Source organism: Maritimibacter alkaliphilus HTCC2654 (assembly GCF_000152805.1).
Classification (GTDB): domain Bacteria; phylum Pseudomonadota; class Alphaproteobacteria; order Rhodobacterales; family Rhodobacteraceae; genus Maritimibacter; species Maritimibacter alkaliphilus.
In genome coordinates this window covers 2,716,133-2,735,945 of record NZ_CH902578.1, presented here as the reverse complement: position 1 = coordinate 2,735,945, position 19,813 = coordinate 2,716,133, and the positions used below count along the sequence as shown (strand labels likewise).

At 63.6% G+C, this 19,813-nt stretch carries 22 protein-coding genes, 1 tRNA gene and 1 riboswitch; of the genes, 11 read left to right on the top strand and 12 right to left on the bottom strand.

From position 1 onward, the window contains the following. Positions 1-115: 115 nt before the first annotated feature. The gene (locus RB2654_RS14240) at positions 116-403 is read left to right on the top strand and encodes an HU family DNA-binding protein (RefSeq protein WP_008332906.1); all 288 of its coding nucleotides are present in this window, start codon (positions 116-118) and stop codon (positions 401-403) included. Between the two features lie 72 nt (positions 404-475). Here RB2654_RS14240 and RB2654_RS14235 read toward each other — a convergent pair whose 3' ends face one another. Then, positions 476-1,048 (bottom strand): YdeI/OmpD-associated family protein, encoded by a 573-nt coding sequence (locus RB2654_RS14235; protein ID WP_040884962.1) that lies wholly within the window; start codon positions 1,046-1,048, stop codon positions 476-478. 119 nt (positions 1,049-1,167) lie between these two features. Here RB2654_RS14235 and RB2654_RS14230 point away from each other — a divergent pair, with 119 nt between their 5' ends. Continuing rightward, positions 1,168-2,064 (top strand): DMT family transporter, encoded by an 897-nt coding sequence (locus RB2654_RS14230; RefSeq protein ID WP_040884960.1) that lies wholly within the window; start codon positions 1,168-1,170, stop codon positions 2,062-2,064. A 9-nt stretch (positions 2,065-2,073) separates the two neighbouring features. Here RB2654_RS14230 and RB2654_RS14225 read toward each other — a convergent pair whose 3' ends face one another. After that, positions 2,074-2,691: a glutathione S-transferase family protein gene (locus tag RB2654_RS14225; RefSeq protein ID WP_008332884.1), complete on the bottom strand. Its 618-nt coding sequence runs from the start codon at positions 2,689-2,691 to the stop codon at positions 2,074-2,076. 78 nt (positions 2,692-2,769) lie between these two features. Between RB2654_RS14225 and RB2654_RS14220 the strand changes: the two genes are divergently transcribed. The 3 genes from RB2654_RS14220 to RB2654_RS14210 are packed head-to-tail and all read left to right on the top strand — an operon-like array spanning position 2,770 to position 4,632. Continuing rightward, on the top strand, positions 2,770-3,453 hold the full coding sequence (locus RB2654_RS14220; protein ID WP_008332881.1) for a helix-turn-helix transcriptional regulator: 684 nt from the start codon (positions 2,770-2,772) through the stop codon (positions 3,451-3,453). Between the two features lie 59 nt (positions 3,454-3,512). Then, positions 3,513-4,208 (top strand): cytochrome c biogenesis CcdA family protein, encoded by a 696-nt coding sequence (locus RB2654_RS14215; RefSeq protein WP_040884958.1) that lies wholly within the window; start codon positions 3,513-3,515, stop codon positions 4,206-4,208. Between the two features lie 10 nt (positions 4,209-4,218). After that, on the top strand, positions 4,219-4,632 hold the full coding sequence (locus tag RB2654_RS14210; protein WP_008332876.1) for a thioredoxin family protein: 414 nt from the start codon (positions 4,219-4,221) through the stop codon (positions 4,630-4,632). Here the strand turns inward: RB2654_RS14210 and RB2654_RS14205 are convergent. Continuing rightward, on the bottom strand, positions 4,629-5,552 hold the full coding sequence (locus RB2654_RS14205; RefSeq protein ID WP_040884956.1) for an AEC family transporter: 924 nt from the start codon (positions 5,550-5,552) through the stop codon (positions 4,629-4,631). The genes RB2654_RS14210 and RB2654_RS14205 overlap by 4 nt on opposite strands. Continuing rightward, entirely contained in the window at positions 5,552-6,655 is a 1,104-nt protein-coding gene (gene aroC, locus RB2654_RS14200) for a chorismate synthase (RefSeq protein ID WP_040884954.1), read from the bottom strand. Before aroC ends, RB2654_RS14205 begins: the two co-directional genes overlap by 1 nt. A gap of 209 nt (positions 6,656-6,864) precedes the next feature. Beyond that, a riboswitch (TPP riboswitch) is annotated at positions 6,865-6,976 on the top strand. 42 nt (positions 6,977-7,018) lie between these two features. Here aroC and thiB point away from each other — a divergent pair. From thiB to RB2654_RS14185, 3 genes are read left to right on the top strand one after another with little or no spacing between them, the layout of a single operon-like run. Further along, on the top strand, positions 7,019-8,005 hold the full coding sequence (gene thiB, locus RB2654_RS14195) for a thiamine ABC transporter substrate binding subunit (RefSeq protein WP_040884952.1): 987 nt from the start codon (positions 7,019-7,021) through the stop codon (positions 8,003-8,005). Then, positions 7,981-9,543, top strand: a complete 1,563-nt coding sequence (locus tag RB2654_RS14190) for a thiamine/thiamine pyrophosphate ABC transporter permease ThiP (RefSeq protein WP_008332859.1) — start codon at positions 7,981-7,983, stop codon at positions 9,541-9,543. The genes thiB and RB2654_RS14190 overlap by 25 nt, the downstream gene beginning before the upstream one ends. Next, positions 9,530-10,222, top strand: coding sequence for a thiamine ABC transporter ATP-binding protein (locus RB2654_RS14185; RefSeq protein WP_008332857.1), 693 nt, complete (start codon positions 9,530-9,532; stop codon positions 10,220-10,222). Before RB2654_RS14190 ends, RB2654_RS14185 begins: the two co-directional genes overlap by 14 nt. Positions 10,223-10,292: 70 nt before the next feature. On the opposite strand, the gene RB2654_RS14180 is transcribed toward RB2654_RS14185, so the two are convergent. From RB2654_RS14180 to dapF, 8 genes are all read right to left on the bottom strand, one after another. Next, positions 10,293-11,090 carry a cytochrome c1 gene (locus RB2654_RS14180; RefSeq protein ID WP_008332856.1) on the bottom strand — a complete coding sequence of 266 codons (798 nt, stop codon included), beginning with the start codon at positions 11,088-11,090 and terminating at the stop codon, positions 10,293-10,295. Between the two features lie 17 nt (positions 11,091-11,107). After that, complete coding sequence (gene petB / locus RB2654_RS14175) at positions 11,108-12,430, bottom strand: cytochrome b (RefSeq protein WP_040884950.1); 1,323 nt, start codon at positions 12,428-12,430, stop codon at positions 11,108-11,110. Between the two features lie 11 nt (positions 12,431-12,441). After that, positions 12,442-13,005 carry a ubiquinol-cytochrome c reductase iron-sulfur subunit gene (gene petA, locus RB2654_RS14170; RefSeq protein WP_040884948.1) on the bottom strand — a complete coding sequence of 188 codons (564 nt, stop codon included), beginning with the start codon at positions 13,003-13,005 and terminating at the stop codon, positions 12,442-12,444. A gap of 231 nt (positions 13,006-13,236) precedes the next feature. Further along, positions 13,237-13,842, bottom strand: coding sequence for a glutathione S-transferase (locus RB2654_RS14165; protein ID WP_040885723.1), 606 nt, complete (start codon positions 13,840-13,842; stop codon positions 13,237-13,239). A 2-nt stretch (positions 13,843-13,844) separates the two neighbouring features. Next, entirely contained in the window at positions 13,845-14,126 is a 282-nt protein-coding gene (locus tag RB2654_RS14160; RefSeq protein WP_040884946.1) for a hypothetical protein, read from the bottom strand. Positions 14,127-14,184: 58 nt separating this feature from the next. Beyond that, positions 14,185-14,805, bottom strand: a complete 621-nt coding sequence (locus tag RB2654_RS14155) for an FMN-binding negative transcriptional regulator (protein ID WP_008332848.1) — start codon at positions 14,803-14,805, stop codon at positions 14,185-14,187. After that, on the bottom strand, positions 14,805-16,067 hold the full coding sequence (mtaB, locus tag RB2654_RS14150; RefSeq protein ID WP_040884944.1) for a tRNA (N(6)-L-threonylcarbamoyladenosine(37)-C(2))-methylthiotransferase MtaB: 1,263 nt from the start codon (positions 16,065-16,067) through the stop codon (positions 14,805-14,807). The genes RB2654_RS14155 and mtaB overlap by 1 nt, the downstream gene beginning before the upstream one ends. Then, the gene (dapF, locus tag RB2654_RS14145) at positions 16,067-16,900 is read right to left on the bottom strand and encodes a diaminopimelate epimerase (protein ID WP_040885722.1); all 834 of its coding nucleotides are present in this window, start codon (positions 16,898-16,900) and stop codon (positions 16,067-16,069) included. The genes mtaB and dapF overlap by 1 nt, the downstream gene beginning before the upstream one ends. A 95-nt stretch (positions 16,901-16,995) precedes the next feature. Between dapF and RB2654_RS14140 the strand changes: the two genes are divergently transcribed. The 3 genes from RB2654_RS14140 (at position 16,996) to RB2654_RS14130 (ending at position 19,811) form a co-directional block, all read left to right on the top strand. Next, a tRNA-Lys gene (locus RB2654_RS14140) sits at positions 16,996-17,071 on the top strand. Between the two features lie 135 nt (positions 17,072-17,206). Continuing rightward, a complete protein-coding gene (locus RB2654_RS14135; protein ID WP_040884942.1) occupies positions 17,207-17,986 on the top strand; it encodes a hypothetical protein in 780 nt (259 codons plus the stop codon). Then, the gene (locus RB2654_RS14130; RefSeq protein WP_008332833.1) at positions 17,961-19,811 is read left to right on the top strand and encodes a 7-cyano-7-deazaguanine synthase; all 1,851 of its coding nucleotides are present in this window, start codon (positions 17,961-17,963) and stop codon (positions 19,809-19,811) included. Before RB2654_RS14135 ends, RB2654_RS14130 begins: the two co-directional genes overlap by 26 nt. Positions 19,812-19,813: the final 2 nt, after the last annotated feature.

The window sequence follows — 19,813 nt, the reverse complement described above, 5'->3', positions numbered from 1 at the left end:
GCGGAAACCCGTTGTTTTCTTGCCGATTCCGTTCAGAAAGAGTTGTGTGCCCCCCGCAACCTCCTTTAAATGCGGCCAATGAAACCCCGAAGACGGGACAGTGAGGAGTAATCACATGGCAAAACCGATGACCAAGACCCAGCTCGTTGCAGCGCTGGCCGAGGAGATGGACACCGACAAGAAATCGGCATCCGCCGCGCTTGACGCGATCACCTCGATCATCACCAAGGAAGTGTCGGGCGGCGGTGCCGTGACCCTTCCGGGTGTCGGCAAGATCTATTGCCGTGAGCGCCCCGAGCGTATGGTTCGCAACCCGGCCACCGGTGAGCAGATCAAGAAAGAAGCCGACAAGGTGGTCAAGATGACCATTGCGAAGGCCCTGAAGGACTCCGTGAACTCGTAAGTTCAGGCCATCAGAATGTCCGAAAGGGTCGCCCGAGGGCGGCCCTTTTGCTTTGTGGGGGGCGAGAAACTCTTACCGCTTCACGGGCGGCAGGCCTTCCGCCATGCGCGCGATCATGCGGTCCATCCGGGCCAGACGCGTCACGGGCTTCTTGGCCGAATGCAGGGCGTGATAGATCGAATAGCGCCATCCGCTGGCAAGCCCGTCATAGGTCGCCCGCGCTTCGGGCACGGCATCGAGGGCGGCAAGAAAATCTGGCGGGATCACCATGTCGGCGGGGCCGGCATAGGCCGCATCCCACCGTCCGTCCGCCTTGGCCGCTTCGACATGCGCCAGACCCGAGGGCTGCATACGCCCTTCGTCGATCAGACGCTCGACATGCGCCACGTTGCGTTTCGACCATGATGAGCGCGGTTTGCGCGGCGTGATCCGTTGCGTGTAGCTGACCGCGTCATAGGACCGCTTGATCCCGTCGATCCAGCCCCAACACAGGATGCCCTGCACCAGTTCGTCCCACGTGATCGAAGGTATACCGCTCTGGACCTTGTAAAGCCGCACGATCAGTTCGCTCTCGGTGTCGTGGTTTCTGGAGAGCCAGCTTTCCAGATCTTCGATGGTTTCGAACGCTTTGGGTTCTGTGGTCATGGGCACCTCTGGGGCGAGTTTAAGACCGGCAATCGGACATGGCGAGGATCGCATTGCACGGGGTTGTGCACCGGAGCGATTTGGCTAGGGTCGCCGGGCACAGCGGTAAGGAGCACCAGATGGATATTCGCGCGATCATGATGGGTCTTGCCTTTGCCGTGATGTGGTCGTCCGCGTTCACCTCCGCCCGGATCATCGTGGCCGATGCGCCGCCGATGACCGCGCTTGCCATCCGGTTCGTGATCTCCGGCCTGATGGCAATGGGACTTGCCCGTATGCTGGGTCAGCGGATCAGGTTGACGCGGGGCCAGTGGATTTCGGTGGTCGTCTTCGGTGTCTGCCAGAACGCGCTTTACCTTGGCCTGAACTTCATCGCGATGCAGACGATCGAGGCCGGGTTCGCCTCCATCATCGCCTCGACGATGCCGCTGATCGTGGGCCTTCTCGGCTGGGTCGTCTTCCGCGACCGTCTGCCGATGCTGGCGGTTGTCGGGTTGGTCGTCGGCTTTGCCGGGGTCGCCCTCATCATGGGCAGCCGGATTTCCGGTGGCGTCGATATGTATGGTCTGATCCTCTGTGTCATCGCCGCCGTCGCGCTGGCTGTCGCGACGCTTTCAGTGCGCACCGCGTCGGGCGGGGGCAACCTGCTGATGGTGGTCGGCCTTCAAATGCTGGTGGGGGCCATCGCGCTCGCCCCCTTCGCATTGGCGCTGGAACCGTTCGAGGTGAACTGGAATACCGGTCTCGTCGCGGCCTTTGCCTATACCACGCTGGTGCCCGGCCTTGCGGCCACATGGGTCTGGTTCGAACTTGTGCAACGCATCGGGGCGGTGCGGGCGGCGACGTTCCACTTCCTCAACCCGTTCTTCGGGGTGGCGATTGCTGCGGTTCTGCTGGGTGAACAACTGGGCCTGCTCGATGTGATCGGTGTCGCGGTCGTGACGGTCGGCATCCTCGCCGTGCAGCTTTCCAAGCAGAAACCGGCCCCGGTGACGGCGGATCGCGCCGCCACCTGAGCCGACGCTTCAGGTCATGGCCGGCGCATATTGCGCGTCGATCTCCCGAGCCCAGGCATAGGACGGACGCGCGTTCACCCGGTCGACCCATGCAAGCACGTTGTCATCCTGCGGCGCCCAGTCACGCATCCACTGATAGGGCGACTGCACCATCAGATCGGCGGCGGTGAACGTGTCACCCTGAAGAAACGGTCGACCATCCGCGAACGTATCGATCAGGCGTTTCTCGACCTCGGGCACGCCGCGGAACGATGCCCGCAGGATCGGGTGATCCAGACCTGCGGCCTTGTGATTGTAGACGGGTTCCATCACCGACACCGAATAGACGAGCCACGTCAGGAACGGACCGCGTTTCGGATCACCCATCACAGGCGCCAGCCCCGCATCGGGGAACATATCGCTGAGGTAAAGCGCAATCGCCGCGCTTTCGGTGATGACGGTCCCGTCATGGTCGAGCGCGGGCACCTTGTGGTCGGGATGCGGATTGTTCGGGTCGAACCGTCCCGATCCGTCCTGCCGTTTCAGGTCGACATGCACGCGCGTCACCTCGTCGACGATGCCGAGTTCATGGACAAGGGCGAGCATCCGTGTCGCGCGGGACCAGTAGGAATGGTAAAGCGTCAGCATCGGTTTTCCTTTCGCGTTGCCTGTGTGACTGCCCGCGTTATGCTCCCCCCATACTGACAGTTCCCGTCAGGAGGGGACATGAGCCGTTCAGATCGCCTATTCCGTCTGCTCGATACCCTACGGCGACTGCCCCCACCTGTCACCGCCGCCCGTCTGGCCGGTGAAACAGGCGTATCTGAGCGCACCATCTATCGCGACATCGAAAGCCTGCGCGCCGCCGGGGCGATCATCGATGGCGAGGCCGGGTTCGGCTACACGCTGACCGAGGACAATGCGGTGCCCCCGCAGATGTTCGACCGTCTCGAGCTCGAGGCGGTGATGCTGGGCCTCGGCTGGCTGGAATGGCAGGGCGACCCGGCACTGGCGGAGGCCGCCAAGCGCGCCATCGCCAAGGTGACCGCCTCGCTCCCCGTGCGCAAAGCCGACGAGGCGCGGCACGTCGCCCTGCTCGCCTATGCCTTCGACAAAAAGCCCGAAGTGCCGGAGTTCATGCCCATCTTGCGTGAAGCCGCATGGGAGGAGCGCGCGGTCGATATCACCTATACCGACCGCGAGGGGTCGTTCACGGAACGGCGGATCTGGCCGCTGTCGGTGGTCTACACCGATTACGAACCGTGGATCCTCGCTTGGTGTTGCCTGCGAAGGGGGTTTCGCCGCTTCCTGATCTCCCGCGTCGCCTCCGTCAGCGAAACGCGGGAAAGCTTCCGTCCCCGCCGCGTGCCGTTGCTGCGTGAAATGATGTCGGAAACCTATTCCGGCTGAAACGAAACTCACGCGCTTGTCGGGTGACAGTGATCGGGCTGTCACGGCAATGAGAAGGCATGGAATTGATCCTCGCTTATGGCGCGGGCCTGCTGACGCTCATCAACCCCTGCGTTCTGCCGGTCCTGCCGATCGTGCTTGCGTCCGCCTTGCAGGCGCATCGCCTTGGCCCCGTCGTGCTCGCCGCCGGGATGAGCCTGTCTTTCGTCACCTTCGGTATGCTGGTGTCCACCGTGGGCTACGCCATAGGCCTGACCGAAGACACCGTGGCGACCGCTGGCGCCGTCCTGATGATCGGCTTCGGCCTCGTCATGCTGGGGCCGCAAGCGAACGCGGTCTTCGCCTCGGCCACGGCGGGACTCGCCGCGCGTGCCGACGGCGGCATCGACAGTTTCGACCGGACCTCGCTCTGGGGTCAGTTCGGCGGGGGCCTGCTGCTCGGCGCGGTCTGGTCCCCTTGTATCGGCCCCACGCTCGGCGGGGCCATCGCGCTCGCGTCACAGGGTGAAAGCCTGATCCGCGCCTTCGCGATCATGGTGATGTTCGCCGCCGGTGTTTCGACCCTGATCCTCGCCATCGGCTACGGGCTGCGGGCCACGGCGCTCAGGAAATTCGCCAACGTGTCACGCCCTGTTCTCGGCGCCGCGTTTCTTTTGGTCGGCTTCGCCATCCTGTTCCGTATCAACCACATGATCGATGCCTGGCTGTTTTCGAACATGCCCGCCTGGCTCGTCGATCTATCCGTTTCCATCTAGGGAGGTCCTTATGAACCGTCGCTCATTCCTTGCCACAGTATCCGCCGTCGCTCTGATCCCGACGCTCGGCCAATCCGCCACCATCGCCTATACGCCGGGCGCGGTGAACCGTGCTCTCGACGCCGGAACGCCCGTGGTCCTCGATTACTTCGCCCCGTGGTGCGGCACCTGTCAGGCTCAACGCCGCGTGATCTCGCGCCTGTTCGACGAGAACCCGGCCTACAAGGAAAAGATCACGTATATCGAGGTGGATTGGGATACCTACAAACGCGACGACATCACCACGTCGTTCAAGGTTCCGCGCCGTTCGACCCTGATCGCGATCGGTCCCGACCGCAAGGAAATCGCCCGAATCGTCGCGGGAACGGCCTACGAGGACATCAAGGCTCTGTTCGACGCGGCGCTCGCCACCGCGACGGCCTAGACCAGCAGGAAAATCGCCACGTTGAGCGTCACGAAAGACGCGACCGTGGCCATCAAGAGCGCGAGCGAGGCAAGGCCTTCGTGCCCCGTCTCCTGCGCCAGAACCGTGTAGATCGTGAACATCGGGATCGCCGCCGACAGGATGACGGCGATCCTCAGATCGCCGGCAAGGCCAAGCCCCAGCACGCCGAACAGGATCACGGCACCCACCGTCACCAGTGGATGCACCACCAGCTTGGCGAGCGAAATCTGCGCCGCCAGAGCGACATTGCCTTTCACCGACAGCCCGGCGAGCGATCCGCCGATCACGACCAGCGCCAGCGCGGCGGCGGACCCCGCCACCATGCCGACGAGCCGGTCGACCGGCCCCGGCAGCGGCACCCCGATCACCGACACGACGAGGCCGAGGATCAGGCCGATCACCATCGGCCGCCGGATCACGCCGATCAGCACCTTGCCGATGTTCAGCCCCCCACCCTTGGACGCTTCGATCAGGGCGAGCGCCACGGGCACGATCACCACATTCTCGACCAGCATGTTCATGGCAAGGATGAGCCCGGCGATATCGGGGAAGAGCAACAGCATCAGCGGCGCTCCGACGAAACCGGAGTTCGGACAGGACGCACCCATCGCCCCGACAGCGCGGCGCTGCGGCCCGGTGATGGCTGAAAACCAGCCGAACGCGATCCCCATCGTGACCAGCGCACCGGCGAGATACGCGGCCATGTAGGGCACGTTGAACACTTCGCCGATGTCCCGTGTCGCGACCGCGTTGAAGATCAGGGCGGGCAGCGCGATGTTCATGACATAGGCGCCGAACACCCGCATGTCCTGCGGCCGGAACACCCGCCAGCGGACCAGGCCATAGCCAAGCGCGATCGCCGCGAAGATCGGAAAGGTGATCCCGAGGATCGACAGCATCAGCCGATTTTGCCCCGTGGCCCGTCACCGACCTGCGCCCGGTGCAGCATCAGATGATCGAGAATGACACAGGCCGCCATCGCCTCGCCCACGGGCACGGCACGGATGCCGACACAGGGGTCGTGACGGCCCTTGGTGACGATTTCGGCCGGCTCGCCCGTTTTCGTGATCGTCTTGCGCGGGGTCAGGATCGACGATGTCGGCTTGACCGCGAACCGGCAGACGATGTCCTGCCCGGTCGAAATACCACCAAGAATGCCGCCCGCGTGGTTCGACGAGAACACCGGCTTGCCGTCGTTCCCCATGTAGATTTCGTCCGCATTGGCCTCGCCCGTCAGGCAGGCCGCGTTCATGCCTTCACCGATCTCGACGCCCTTCACGGCGTTGATCGACATCATCGCAGCGGCCAGATCGGTGTCGAGCTTGGCATAGATCGGCGCCCCAAGGCCCGCGGGCGCACCGCGCACGACCACCTCGATCACCGCGCCGACGGACGAGCCCGCCTTGCGCAACCCGTCGAGGTAGTCGGCCCATGTCGCGGCAGCCTCGGCGTCCGGCACCCAGAACGGATTGCGCTCGATCTCGTCCCAGTCGAAACGGCTGCGGTCGATCTCGTGCTCGCCCATGCGGGTCATGTAGCCGCGCACCTCGATTCCCGGCACCAGCATCTTGAGCGCCTCACGCGCGATACCGCCCGCCGCGACGCGGGCCGCCGTTTCGCGCGCCGATGACCGCCCGCCCCCGCGCGGATCGCGGATACCGTATTTCTGCCAATAGGTGATGTCGGCATGGCCGGGCCGGAATTTCTCGGCGATGTCGCCATAATCCTTGGATCGCTGATCGGTGTTCTCGATCATGAGCTGCACCGGCGTCCCGGTCGTCTCGCCCTCGTAGACACCCGACAGAATACGAACCGCGTCGGGTTCACGCCGCTGGGTCGTGTATTTGTTCTGGCCGGGTTTGCGTCGGTCCAGCCAGTGCTGGATCATCGCCTCGTCCAGCGCCACGCCCGGCGGCACCCCGTCGACCGTCGCACCCAGGGCCGGGCCGTGGCTTTCGCCCCAGGTCGTCACCCGAAAGATATGCCCGAAAGAGTTCATCATGGCCCGGCTCCTTTGCCGCTTCGGTAGCCGACCCCCCGGAAAACCTCAACTCTTCTTCGTTTCGGAAAACCTCGGGAGGGCGCGAGAGGGCTGGCCCTCTCGCACCGCCGCGGCCCGCGAGCGGCGGGACGTGGCTCCCAAATCGCGTGCGCCAGCACGCACCTTTCGGTGACACCCCCTTGCGAGCGCCGGGTTCGATGCATAGTGTCTGCCTCACCTCGGGGTGCCCGTGCGACGCAAGTCGTCCGGCTGAGATGCGAAAGCGAACCCGTTGAACCTGAACCGGCTAGCACCGGCGGAGGGAAGGTCAGGACCATCACAGGTCATCCTGCCGGACTTTCGCCCGTCGCAATGGAGGATGACATGAGAACACCCATCATCGCAGCGGGACTTGTGGGCTTGGCGAGCGTCGCCAACGCGCAAGACACCCTTACCGTTTACACCTATGACAGCTTCGTCGCCGAATGGGGCCCCGGCCCCGTGATCGAAAAGGCGTTCGAGGCGCGTTGCGACTGCGACCTCGAATTCGTGGCCGTAGGCGACGGGGCCGAAATCCTGTCGCGCCTGCGGCTCGAGGGCGCCCGGACCGAGGCCGACGTCGTGCTGGGTCTTGACGAAAACCTTGCCGAAGCCGCCCGCGAAACCGCGCTGTTCGCGCCGCACGGCATCGAAAGCCCGCAGCTCGACCTGCCGATCGAATGGCAGGACGAACTGTTCCTGCCCTTCGACTGGGGGTATTTCGCGTTCATCTATGACAAGACCAAAGTGGACAACCCGCCGACCTCGTTCGAAGAGCTGGCCGACAGCGACCTGTCGATCCTCATTCAGGACCCGCGCTCATCCACGCCCGGCCTCGGTCTCATCCTCTGGGTCAAGGCGGTCTACGGCGAAGAGGCGGGCGCGTATTGGGAGCGTCTGAACGACCAGATCGTCACCGTGACGAAAGGATGGTCCGAAGCCTACGGCATGTTCGTCGAGGGTGAGGCGGACATGGTCCTGTCCTACACCACATCCCCTGCCTATCACCTGATAGCCGAGGACGACGACACCAAGGCGGCAGCCGCCTTTGACGACGGCCACTACATGCAGATCGAAATCGCGGGCAAGGTCGCGTCGACCGAACAGGGCGAACTGGCCGATATGTTCATGGATTTCATGCTCACGGATGGATTCCAGTCCGCGATCCCCACCACCAACTGGATGTACCCGGCCAAGATCCCGACCGAAGGCCTGCCGGACGGGTTCGAGACTTTGCATGAGCCGGAGAGTGCCCTGATCTATCTGGGGGCCGAGGCCGAAGCGATCCGTGACGACGCCATCGAGGAATGGCGCGCGGCATCGACGCGGTGACGCGGACCGCCGGGGCGGGGGCCATTGCCCTCGCCCTCGTTCTCCTTCTGACGCTGGGCACGCTCGCGGCGGTTGCGGTTCGGGCCGAAAGTGCGGGCGGGTTCGGTGTGGCGGATTGGGCCGCCCTACGGTTCACGCTGATACAGGCAACGCTGTCGGCGGCCCTGTCGGTTGTGCTGGCGGTGCCCATTGGGCGGGCTTTCGCGCGACGGCGATTTCCGGGCCGAAGTCTGCTGGTCATGTTGCTTGGTGCACCGTTCATCCTGCCTGTGATCGTGGCGGTCTTCGGGCTCATCAGCGTTTTCGGACGGTCAGGAATCGTCAGTCAGGCGCTCCTCGCCCTCGGGTTCGAACCCATTTCGATCTACGGCTTTCATGGCGTCGTGCTGGCGCATGTGTTCTTCAACCTGCCGCTTGCGACCCGGCTGGTTCTGCAAGGATGGCTCGCCATTCCTGCCGAACGCTTCCGCCTTGCCGCGTCGCTCGGCATGACATCCCGCGATATTTCCCGGCATCTCGAAAGGCCGATGCTGCGCGAAGTGGTTCCGGGGGCTTTCCTCGTCATTTTCCTGCTGTGCCTAACGTCTTTCGCCGTCGCGCTCGCCCTTGGCGGCGGGCCGCGCGCCACGACCATCGAATTGGCGATCTATCAGGCGTTCCGCCTCGACTTCGACCTCGGCAAGGCGGCCCTTCTGGCGCTCGTGCAATTCGTCCTCGGGGCCGCCGTCGCGCTGATCGCGTTGAAGGTCGCCCTGCCATCCGGCTTCGGTTCCGGCCTCGACCGCGCCGTGATGCGCTGGGATGCGAACTCGCCCGTATTGCGCGCGCTCGACGCCGCGTTGATCGCGCTCGCCACGCTGTTTCTGGTTCTGCCCATGGCGATGATCGCCGTGGACGGCATCCCGGCGCTTACGTCCCTTCCGCCCTCCGTCTTCGCGGCGACCCTGCGCTCGCTCGGCGTGGCGATGGCTTCGGTCGTGCTGTCGATCTCGCTCGCGCTTCCCATTGCCGCCTGGGCCGTGAAAAGCCGTTCGCGGCTGGTCGAGGCGATCGGGACGCTCACGATCGCGGCCTCGCCCCTTGTGATCGGGACCGGCCTGTTCATCCTGATTTTCCCGGTTGCCGATCCGTTCGCCTTCGCGCTTCCGGTGACCGCGCTCGTCAACGCCGTGATGTCGTTGCCCTTCGCCCTGCGTGCGCTGGTGCCCGCGCTTGGTCAGATCGAGGCCGACTTCGGGCGGCTTGCAGACGGTCTCGGCATGTCCGGGTGGGCGCGGTTCAGGCTCGTCTGGCTGCCCCGCCTGCGCCGCCCGCTCGGGTTTTCTGCCGGGCTTGCCGCGGCCCTGTCGATGGGTGACCTTGGTGTCATTGCCCTGTTCGCATCGCCCGACACGCCGACCCTGCCGCTGCAACTCTATCGTCTGTTGTCAGCTTATCGGATGGATGACGCCGCCGGGGCCGCGCTGGTGCTTCTTGCCGCGAGTCTCGCGGTGTTCTGGGTTTTCGACCGGGGAGGGCGCGTGAATGCTGACGCTTGAAAACATGCATGTCGATCTTGGCGGCTTCACGCTGGACGCGTCCCTGAGCGTCGAGCCGGGCCGGAAAGTCGCCATTCTCGGGCCGTCGGGCGCCGGAAAATCGACGCTGCTCGCGGCGCTCGGCGGTTATCAACCCGCGTCGGGCCGGGTGCTTTGGTCAGGAACCGACCTGTCGGGCAAATCCCCGGCGCAGCGTCCGATCACAACCATCTTTCAAGACAACAACCTGTTCCCGCATCTGACCGCCGCCCAGAACGTCGGTTTGGGGGTGCGACCTGACTTGCGTCTGTCCAAGGGCGATGTGGCACGGGTGGACGAGGCTTTGAACCGGGTCGGCCTTGCTGGGCTCGGCCCGCGTAAACCCGCGGCCTTGTCGGGCGGTCAGATCGCGCGCGTGGCGCTTGCCCGGGCGCTTCTGCGCGACAAGCCGATCATGCTTCTGGACGAGCCATTCGGTGCGCTGGGACCAGCCCTGCGCGACGAAATGCTTGGTTTTATTGCGGCGCTGGCGGACGAAACAGGCGCGACCCTTCTGATGGTCAGCCACGAACCGGGCGATGCGCGGCGCATCGCGGACGATGTCATACTCGTGGCCGATGGGGTGGCCCATGCCCCCGTGCCGACGGCCGAGATTTTCGCGCATCCGCCTGAGGCGCTTCGCGATTACCTCGGCCACTGACCCGGGCAGGGCCGACAAAGAAAAAGGGCGCCCCGCGAGGCGCCCTTTTCATTCAGCGGGATGGACCGGATCAGAGATCCAGTTCCTTGCCGTACTTGTGCGGCGCCCAAAGCTTCTTGTTCGTGAGGTAGAGCATCGTCGCGAGGATGACGAGCATAATCACACCGATGAACCCGGCCTGCTTACGCTCCATCATCTTCGGCTCCGCCGTCCACATCAGGAACGCGGCGACGTCTTCGGCCAGATGGTGCGCATCGTTCGCGTGCCCATCGTCGAAGTCCACCAGCCCGTCCGAAAGCTGCGGCGGCATCGAGACCCAGCCGCCGTCGAAGGCGGTGTTCTCGTATAGATACTGACCGGCCACTTCACGCTCTTCGCCGGTGAACCCGGTGAGGAAGGCGGTGATGTATTCCGGTCCACCCATGCCTTTGAGAAGCTGGTTGATGCCGGTGCCTGCGGGGCCGTGGAAGCCCGCGCGCGCCTTGGCCATGAGCGACAGGTCCGGGCCCATGCCCTCGCCCGACACGGCCGGGAAGTTGTCACGCGGAAGCGCGGGACGCCATTCGTCGGTCTCGGCTTCGTAGATTTCGAAGTTCTCAGCAGCGAAGGCGCGCACCTCGTCCTCGGAATACCCAAGGTCGGTGAGCGTGCGCAGCGGCACGTATTGCAGGCCATGACAGGCCCGGCACACGTCCATATAGACCTTGAAGCCGCGCTGAAGCTGCTGCTGGTCATAGGTGCCGAAGGGTCCTTCGAACGAGAAGGCGACATCTTCGATATGGCCACCTTCACCGGCGGCCAGGGCAGCGGTGCCGCCCAAGGCCATGGTGATCGCGGTGACCGCGGAAAGGGTGAGTTTCTTGATCATTGGTCTCAGATCCTCTCTCACTCGGCCGCCGAAGGGGCGTCGGGGTAGTGCTTCTTGAAATCCTCCTCGATGGTCGCCGGGGGCGTCTCCGGCTTCTCGAACACGCCGAGCAGCGGGAGGATCACGAGGAAGTAGGCGAACCAGTAGGTCGCACCGATCAGCGAAATCCAGTCATGCGGGAAGTTCGTGTCACGGGCGCCGACCCACATCAGGACGATGAAGTCGATGACCAGAAGACGGAACCACCACTTGAACGCCGGACGATACTTGCCCGAGCGGACCGACGAGGTGTCGAGCCACGGGGCCAGCGCCATCACGAAGATCGCACCGAACATCGCGAGCACGCCGAAGAACTTGGCGTCGATGATGCCGCCGGTCACCCAGCTCACCAGTTGCACGGCCCAGACGTCGGCGGTGAAGGCACGCAGGATCGCGTAGAACGGCAGGTAATACCATTCCGGCACGATATGTGCGGGCGTCGCCAGCGGGTTCGCTTCGATATAGTTGTCGGGGTGGCCGAGGTAGTTCGGCATAAAGCCCACGATGGCCCAGAAGATCAGGAGGACGATCGCCAGCGCGAACAGGTCCTTGATGACGAAGTAGGGCCAGAACGGAAGCGTGTCTTTCTTGGCTTCTTCCTTCGACCCGCGCCGCACCTCGACACCCGTCGGGTTGTTGTTGCCCGTGGTGTGGAAAGCCCAGATGTGAACGATCACAAGCGCGGCGATCACGAAGGGCAGCAGGTAGTGCAGCGAGAAGAAGCGGTTGAGCGTCGCGTTGCCGACCGCCGGCCCACCGAGGAGCCAGGTCTGAATGCCTTCGCCGACGAACGGGATCGCACCGAACAGGCCGGTGATGACCGTCGCACCCCAGAAGGACATCTGACCCCAGGGCAGAACGTAGCCCAGGAAGCCGGTCGCCATCATGACGAGGTAGATCAGCATCCCGATGATCCAGGTGATCTCACGCGGAGCTTTGTAGGACCCGTAGAACAGACCGCGGAACATGTGGATGTAGACCGCGACGAAGAACAGCGATGCGCCGTTCATGTGCAGGTAACGCAGGAAGAACCCGCCGTTCACGTCACGCATGATGTGCTCGATCGAGGCGAACGCCATGTCGACATGCGGCGTGTAGTGCATCACGAGGATAACGCCGGTCACGATTTGAAGGACCAGGCAGAACGCGAGAATGATGCCCCAGATCCACCACCAGTTCAGGTTCTTGGGGGTCGGGATCATCAGGGTGTCGTAAAGCAGCGACACGATCGGCAGACGCTTGTGCGTCCATTTCTCGAAGCCGGACTTCGGCTCGTAATGGTCGTGGGGGATACCAGCCATGTCTCTCTCCCTCAGCCCAGCTGAATGGTGGTTTCGTCGACGAACTGCGCGATCGGAACCGGAAGGTTCTCGGGCGCCGGGCCGCGACGGATACGTCCGGCCGAGTCGTAGTGGGAGCCGTGGCAGGGGCAGTACCACCCGCCGTAATCGCCAGCGCCGTCGCCAAGGGGCACACAGCCGAGGTGGGTGCACACGCCCATCATCACCAGCCAGTTTTCGCCTTCGCCAAGGGTCCGGTTTTCATCGGTCGCGGGCTCTTCGCCACCGAGGTTCTGGTTGCGCGCGATCGGATCGGGAAGATCGTCGATCGGGGTTTCGCGGGCCGCGTCGATCTCTTCCTGCGTCCGGTTGCGGATGAAGACCGGCTTGCCGAGCCACTGAACCGTAAGCTGGCTGCCTTCGGCGATACCCGAGACGTCGACGCGGATCGAAGCCAGCGCCCGCACGTCCGCCGAGGGGTTCATCTGGTTGACCAGCGGCCATACGGCGGCACCGGTCGCAACGACGCCGGCACCGGCGGTCGCATAGTAGAGGAAATCCCGGCGGGTCCCTTCGTGATCGTCTGCGTGTGACACGAGAGTTTCTCCCTTTCCCAAGCCGCGTGCGCGGCTGACACGTCCCTTGAAGGCCGCAGTTGCCCGTAGCCCATCGCGGCGGTGTTTAGCGCCTAGAATTGCACCCGTCCAGAAGGCATTAGCCCTCAAAGGTGAGATTCAAGCCCGGATTAAACGGATTGCGGTGTGGCGTCCTGACGCAGCCTGAACCGGAAAAAACGCGAGCGATTTTGTCAGGAAAACACCCCTGCCCTAGCCTGTCGGCATCGTCGCCTTCATGCTCGGCCGTTCCGCGAACGCCGCGTACCAGTCGTCCAACGCGCCGCGGCCCTTGCGCCATTCGCGGGCGCCGTGGCGGAAATCGAGATAGCCCAGCGCGCAGCCGACCGCGATCTGACCGGCGTCGATGGGTCCGCGCAGGTGGCTCATCCAGCGGGCTTCGATGGCGTCGAGCGCGCCTTCGACCTTGCCCCACTGCGCCTCGACCCAGCCTTCGTATTGCATGTTTTCGGGCCGCACGCGCCCCTCGTAGACCATGAGAACAGAGGCATCGAGAAGGCCGTCCGCCGTGGCTTCGAGCGTCAGAATTTCCCACAACCGATTGTTTTTATACAGGTTCGCATCTGCACGCGCGTCGAGGAACCGGGTGATGACCCGGCTGTCGTAAAGCGTGCAACCATCAGGCCGGATCAGCGCCGGGATCTTCTTGAGCGGGTTCGCGGCGGTCGCTTCGGGCGATGGGTCGACGGCGGTGGTGACGGTCTCGATCATCTCGACCTCGTCCGTCTGCCCGGTTTCGATCAGCATCACGCGCACCTTGCGCACGAAGGGCGAGGCGGGGTTACCAACAAGCTGCATCATCAGGGAACCTTCTTGAATTTCACGCGGCCCAATAGCGTTGCATCCAGTTCGAAGGCAGAGCCGTCATCCGAAAACCGGAACACCCGCCGGATGCGGGCCGTGCCGTTTGCTTGGTCCGTTTCGCGACGGATCGTCAACCCCTCCTGCACGTCGTCCAGCGCATCCTCGGCCCGCTGGTCGCGACGCCCGCGTTCGACCTTTTGCGCGACTTTCCAAGTGGCGAGGGCCAGAGACCCGTAGGTCGCGGCGTAGACGGCGATGGGGACAAGGGGCAGCGGCATGTGAATCTCCTTCACATTGAGCCTAGGGCCTCGCCGCGATCCTGTCCAATCTTATTCATCAGTCCAGATCGGGGCGGCGCATGAGTGCCGAGAGCACCTTGAGCTCCTGCCCGAACCCTTTCTTTAGCTTGGCAGCCGCCGACAGACGCGCGGGCGGCGGTTTGTTCTGACCCAGCTTCCACGTTCCGTCGACGGTTTCGACATGCAGGCGAATGGGCACGATGGCGCGCTGCATTTTCTCGAACACCTCGGGCGTCATCTTGTCGGGTGCCCAAGGTGTCTTGCCCTTGATCCGCGACTCGAAGGCATAGGACTGAAACGCAAGCATCCCCGGCAGCACATCGGCCGGCCGCTTTTCCAGTGTCCCGCGCAGGTGAACGGCGACGTAATTCCACGTCGGCACCTGATCCTCCATCCCGTACCAATCGGGCGAGACATAGCCGTCCGGCCCGTTCACCACGATCACGGCTTTCGTCGGCGCGTCCAGCGCGGCGAGAATCGGGTTAGAGCGGACGAGGTGCATGGCGGCGATAGAGCCGTCTTCGTTCAGGTTGAACGGCACATGCGCCATGAGCGGCCCGTCCGCACCGTTGATGCTGAGGATGCCGAAACTGCGTTCGCGTGCGAAGGCGAGGTTGCGGGCCGTATCGGCTTTGCGGAAGGCCGGGTTCGGGTGCATCAGGCGACCAACTGACCGTTAGCAAAACCTTTGATCGTGGCGCTCACGATGTCGCCCTCGGTCTGATCGTTGTCGAAGACGACTTCGGCGAAATGCTCGGTCCGCCCCATGCGCGGGTTCTCCATAAGCACGGCATGGGTCTGGCCGACCTGCGCTGTCAGGTGCCGGATTACCGCCGCGTCGCCCGCCTCACGCAGCCGCGCGGCACGGTCCTTTATGATCGTGCCGTTCACCTTCTGCGGGATGCGCGTGGCAGGCGTGCCCTCACGCGCGGAATAGGGAAAGACGTGGAGCCACGTCAGGTCGCAGTCCTCGACCAGCTTCAGCGAGTTCTCGAAATGCGCGTCGGTCTCGGTCGGGAAGCCCGCAATGATGTCCGCGCCGAAGGTGATGCCGGGACGCAGCTTTCGCGCCTCTTCGCAAAAGGCGATGGCGTCGTCGCGCAGATGCCGCCGTTTCATTCGCTTGAGGATCAGGTCGTCGCCGTGCTGAAGGCTCAGGTGCAGGTGGGGCATCAGGCGCGGCTCGGTCGCGATGGCGAGCATCAGGTTCTCGTCCGCCTCGATGGAATCGATGGACGAGATGCGCAGGCGGTTCAGGTCGGGCACCAGCCGCAGGATGCGCATGACCAGATCGCCCAGACGCGGCTCGCCCGGCAGATCGGTACCCCATGACGTCAGGTCCACGCCCGTCAGAACGACCTCGTTGAACCCTTTGTCCACCAGCCGCTTGATCTGATCGACCACGACGCCCGCCGGGACCGAACGCGAATTGCCCCGGCCATAGGGGATGATGCAGAAGGTGCAGCGATGATCGCAGCCGTTCTGAACCTGCACGTAGGCCCGGCTGCGCGTACCGAACCCGTCGATCAGGTGCCCGGCTGTTTCTGTCACCGACATGATGTCGTCGACCTGAACCCGCTCGGTCTCGCCCACGAAATCGGGGCCGAGCCGCGCCCAGGTGGCAGGCTCCATCTTTTCGGCATTGCCGACGACCAGATCGACCTCGGCCATACCCGCGAACGTCTCGGGCTCGGTCTGGGCGGCACAGCCCGTAACGATCAGCTTCGCCTCGGGGTTCTCGCGCCGCAACCGCCGGATTTCCTGCCGCGCCTTGCGCACGGCTTCCGCCGTCACGGCGCAGGTGTTCACCACCACGGCACCTTCGACCCCCGCCCCTTCCGCAAGCGTCTTCATCGCCTCGGTCTCATAGGCGTTCAGGCGACAACCAAGGGTCGCGAAGATGGGGGGCTGCGCCGTCATCACAGCGACTCCAGAAAGGCTTTCGTCAGGGTGGCGTCGAACACATGCGCGGTCGGCCCGGTCATCCAGACCCCATCGTCGCGCCAGTCGAGCGTCAGCCAGCCGCCGTCAACCTCCATCCGAACCTTGCGCTCGGTCAGGCCCCGTTCCGCCGCGGCCACGGCGGTCGCACAGGCCCCGGACCCGCAGGCGAGCGTGATGCCCGTGCCACGTTCCCAGACCCTCATCCGAATCTCGTCCCGCGACCGGACCTCGGCGAACTCGACATTCGTGCGTTGCGGGAAAAGCGGATCGAACTCGACCGCCCGGCCCCGCGCTTCGACATCCACCGCGCCCACGTCATCCACGAAGAACACCGCGTGCGGGTTGCCCATGCCGACGGCCATCGGATCACAGTCCAGCGGCAGATGCGCGGTGTCCATCGGCTTGGACAACGGGATCTCGTCCCACATCGTCTGGGGATGGCCCATGTTCACATGAACCTCGCCCTCGGCCAGACGCGCTTCGAGCACACCGCGAGTCGTGCGGATCGTGAGCGCCTCTTTCCCGGTCTGGTCGAACAGATACCGCGCCACGCAACGGGTCGCGTTCCCGCAGGCCCCCGCCCGGCTGCCGTCGCTGTTCCAGAAGTCGAGGTCGATGTCCGCCACGTCACTGTCGCGAATCTCGGCGAGCTGGTCGAATCCCACGCCGCGGTGCCGGTCGCCCAGCCCGCGCGCCAGAGCTTCGGTGGTCACAGCCGATCGCCCCCGTGAATCGAAGATCACGAAGTCATTTCCGGCCCCGTGCCACTTCATGAAGGGCAGGCCCGTATCGGTCGGCAGATCGCTCATGGCGCGCATATACGCCTCGTGAGAAATGAATGAAAGAGAATGCGGTTTTTTCTCTTGACCACCCGCCCCCCGCACCTTAGTCAGCCCTCCGCAGTGGGCCGTTAGCTCAGTTGGTAGAGCAACTGACTTTTAATCAGTGGGTCGCAGGTTCGAATCCTGCACGGCTCACCACTGAAATCAAAGACTTATCTCACGATGCGCAGCTTGTCCGTTTGACCGGGTAAGCGCAGGGTAAGAATTTGATCTCTGATTTCCGTTGCTTTCCCGCACAGGTTGCGCCAGCGTCAACACGATAGGGAGACTGTCATGGGCCATATTCGGCTCGGCGCGTTGCCACGGTCGAAAAAGTGGCGCGATGTCGTTGGGCTGATTGATTCTGGTGCGTCGGTTGACGTGATCGCCGAGGCGGCGGCCAAAGCCTCGGAGCGAGACCTTTCCCTTGCCAGCAAAGACCCGCGCTTCCAGTTCGTGGCAGCGCTTTTAGTTCGTCTGCCGCTTCTGGCGCGTGCGCCGGGATTCGAGGACGCCTTGGCCGACCTGGGTTGCGGCGATAGCCCACTGACGTCGGTGGCAAGCCTGCTGGCTGGGTTGGATGCTGCAATCGAACGACAAAGCTTTGCCACCGGGCAGGCATCGGACGCGGGCTTGCTGGCCAAGTCAGCCCTGCTCGAAACGCTGTCTGTGCATTTGCGGAATCGCCTGCCGAGCCTGTTCGAACCGACGTCGCAGGAAATCCGCATGGCGCTTGGCGAATTTGCCTCGGGCGACCGCTTCGCCACATTGGCACGGGACTTCTTTGCGCGGCTGACATACCGGTCGCTGGACTATTACCTTAGCCGCGAACTGGCCAATCATATCGGGCAGGATCGGCGCTTTGCGACAGATGCCCAGCGCGTCGCTTTCCAGCAGGCACTTGCTCAACACAGCTATGAGGCCTCGCGCATCGTGCAAGAGTTCGCGGGCGGGTGGTTCGGCAAAACCGTCTGGCAGCGTCAAGCGCTGGATCAGGACGCCATCAACCGTTTCACCGATTATGCATTCAAGAAAATGAGGTCCGAGCTTGGTCGGCGGCGCGATCCCGTCTGAGCGTCGGGTCCGATGCCTGCCGCCGCTGACCAAGAGCGGCGGCGATGCCCAATTGCGTCTTGAGATTGATGGGAACCCGGCTGGCGTCAAGGTCTGCATCAGCCACCTGAACGCGCAGCTTGTGGCCGACTTGCCGGACCGCGCTTTGGACCTGCTGGAAGTCGCAGCCGTGGTCTACGGGGCCGATGCTGCCGTCAGTCGCGGTGGAACGGCAGATCAGCAGATGGGCAAGATGTGGCACCGACATTTCCAGGTTGATATGCCTGTTCGGGACCGCGCCTTCTGGCAAAGCGAAGACGTCGTCCTGGCGCTTGAAGAAATGCTGATGTTCCTGTCCGGAGATCGCTTCGTGTTCCGGTTCGTCGCCAAAGAGGATGGCGAGGCCGAGCGATCATTGTTCTTCAAGTTCGACGAGGGCAGCGCATGGCAGGCGACGCGGGTGCTGATGTTCTCTGGCGGCCTCGATTCCTTTGCCGGGGCACTTGAAGAAATCGCCGAGCGAGGCGAACGCGTCGCCCTGGTCAGCCATTTCTCGGCGTCGAAGATCGCGCCAGTGCAGCGGCAACTCCACAAGACATTGACCGAGAAGTTTGGTGAGAACAGTTGCCGCCATATCCCGGTGCAGGTCCAGATGGTTGGCAGGGGCCTCAAGGAAGGAACACATCGGGCAAGGTCGTTTCTTTTCGCGGCCTTGGGTGCTGTGACGGCAAGGGCATTCGGTCTGAACCGGGTTTCTTTCTTCGAAAACGGGGTCGTCAGTCTGAACCTGTCGCCCGTTGGCAACGTCCTCGGCACACGGGCGACCCGGACCACCCATCCGCAAACACTATCCCGGTTCTCGGATTTCCTGGGTCGCGTGTTCGCATCCGAGACCCGGATCGACAATCCGTTTTTCTGGCGAACAAAGAAGGAAGTCGTCGAGACGGTGGCGCGCCTGGGCATGTCCGAGCAGATCGCGCAGACGCGCAGTTGCGCCGACGTTCACAATCAAACCAAACAGCACATCCATTGCGGGCGGTGTTCGCAGTGCATCGACCGGCGTTTTGCTGTGCTGGCTGCAGGGCTGGAAAGGTTTGACCCGGAAGAGGCCTATCGGGTTGCCTTGATGGACGACACCAGAAGTGATGTCCGAGACCGAGAAGTCGCACTGTCTTACCTGCGAAGCGCCCGGGCCTATGAACACATCACGCCCTCGGAACTGGAACGCGCCCTGCCTGCCGTCATCAGCGCTGTCGCTCACTTGGCGCAGCCTACTGAAACAGCGATTGAAATGATCGCGCGGTTGCTGAAACGGCACGGGATCGGCGTGTCCGACGTGATGCGCGCGACGTTGAAGGCAAAGAGTGCGGAGGATTTTCCAGATGGAAGCCTGCCAAGGCTTTACGGTGAGGCGCAAAAAGCCAATGCCCTGCCAAATATCCCTGTTTCATCTCGCCCCATTGTCGAACCTGCGAAGCCCATGGTCATGGAAGTGAATCCGCAAAGACGTCGTGTCGTGATCGACGACCGTATTTTCATTGAACGCAATGCAACGGCTGACCTGTTGATTGTGTTGGCCGACAAATGGCTCGAAGGGGCTGGTCAGGGATTGATGCCTCTCGACTACCCGCTGGCCAACACGAACTTCTTGACGAAGGCTTTGAAGGTAGATGGCGACGAAGCCGTTCGCCAACGGGTCAATCGCGCGAAAGTGGTTATGCGAAAGAAAATGGCCTCCTGCGGCAGGGAGCCAGAGGAAGCCGATGCGATAATCGAAAACCAACCATGGCTTGGCTATCGGTTGACCCCGGACCGCGTAACGGTACGGAAGGCCAAGGCGGAATGACA